The sequence below is a fragment of the Emticicia sp. genome (assembly GCF_049241225.1).
Lineage (GTDB): Bacteria > Bacteroidota > Bacteroidia > Cytophagales > Spirosomataceae > Emticicia.
Genome location: NZ_JBMLRC010000150.1, coordinates 1 through 1,268, shown reverse-complemented (window position 1 = coordinate 1,268; position 1,268 = coordinate 1). Strand labels below are relative to the sequence as shown.

The window sequence follows — 1,268 nt, the reverse complement described above, 5'->3', positions numbered from 1 at the left end:
GAATAAGTGATATGCAATAATCCGTCAGCAGTTTGAATCAATGAAGGATACGAAAAACTTCCTTTGTTAGGTTCTACTTTTTCGAGATAAGTCTTCCATTTCCAAGTATTTCCTTCATCTTCTGATAAAAATAAGCCAATTCGGTAGCGACCGTCGTCAATATCATTGCCAAGAAAAGCCCAACGCCCATCTTGCAACACCAAAAGTTCAACACTTGCAGTATTTGGAATAGTGGTTTTGGTGCTTACTTGCCAAGTTTCACCATTATCTTTTGATTCGCTTGTGTGTACTCTGGCGGGGTCATCGCCGCTATCACGCATGAGAGCATATAAGTTGCCGTTTTTCTTTTGAATAATGGCTGGTTGAATCGGCCCTCGACCCACCAAAGGTAAACTTGGCCGCCAAGTTGAGCCATCATCATCAGAAATCGCCATTATCGACATATTGAAGCCATCGGAATATAATGGTAAAATTATTCGTTTATTGGGCAAAAGGAGCGGTTTTATGCGAGTCATCCAGCCGAAACTACGTTTTACGGGGTCGTTACTCGCAGCAATGATTGATTCATCATATTTTGGTGCGTAACCTGCCCAACCTGCTGTGCTGGGTGGTGTTTCTTTCAGTCTTTGGGCAACTTCTTTTGCAAAATTATCATCGGGTTTTAGTAAAATATTATCCTGCCAATTCCAAATTGGTGGACCACTTTTCAGATAATCGGTCGAGGTACGAAACCTTAAAATTGATTGTTCCCATTTATTGGCTTGAACAGCAATCCAAACCAAGAAAAGTTTTTTTTCGTGGTTCAAAAAAAGTACAGGATTACAATCGGGAATATTCGGTGTATCGGCCATCAAAAAAGGCTCAGACCATGTAGACTTACCTTTTTCGAGCCTTGCTCCCATCAATTTTACATCATCAGATGTACGTTCTCCGCTGCCGTGAAACCAAACACACAAAAAATCTCCGTTAGGTAATGCCACAATACTGCTGGCGTGGACATGTTTTTCTTGTATCGGAAAAATAAGTGTAGATGATTGAACAGCAGTGTTTTGTGCAAAAACATTATGTATTGTTAAGATTGAAACACACAGAAATAATAAATATTTTTTCATGTCTGATGGCTAAATTCTGTTGTTAAGGTTTGAATATATTTCAGGATTTTTAGGCTTTCTATTCTGTCGACTTGTGGACTATCGACCGTGGACTACTAATATTTCAAATTTATTAGATTTTATTGAGTATTTATTAAAAAAAATCAAGAATATTAC

Annotated in this window: 1 protein-coding gene; it reads right to left on the bottom strand. The window is 38.4% G+C overall.

What is annotated here, in order from left to right; all coding sequences use genetic code 11:
* On the bottom strand, positions 1-1,112 hold a 1,112-nt coding region (locus tag ACOVO2_RS08925), incomplete at its 3' end, for a sialidase family protein (RefSeq protein WP_421769625.1).
* Between the last annotated feature and the right edge of the window lie 156 nt (positions 1,113-1,268).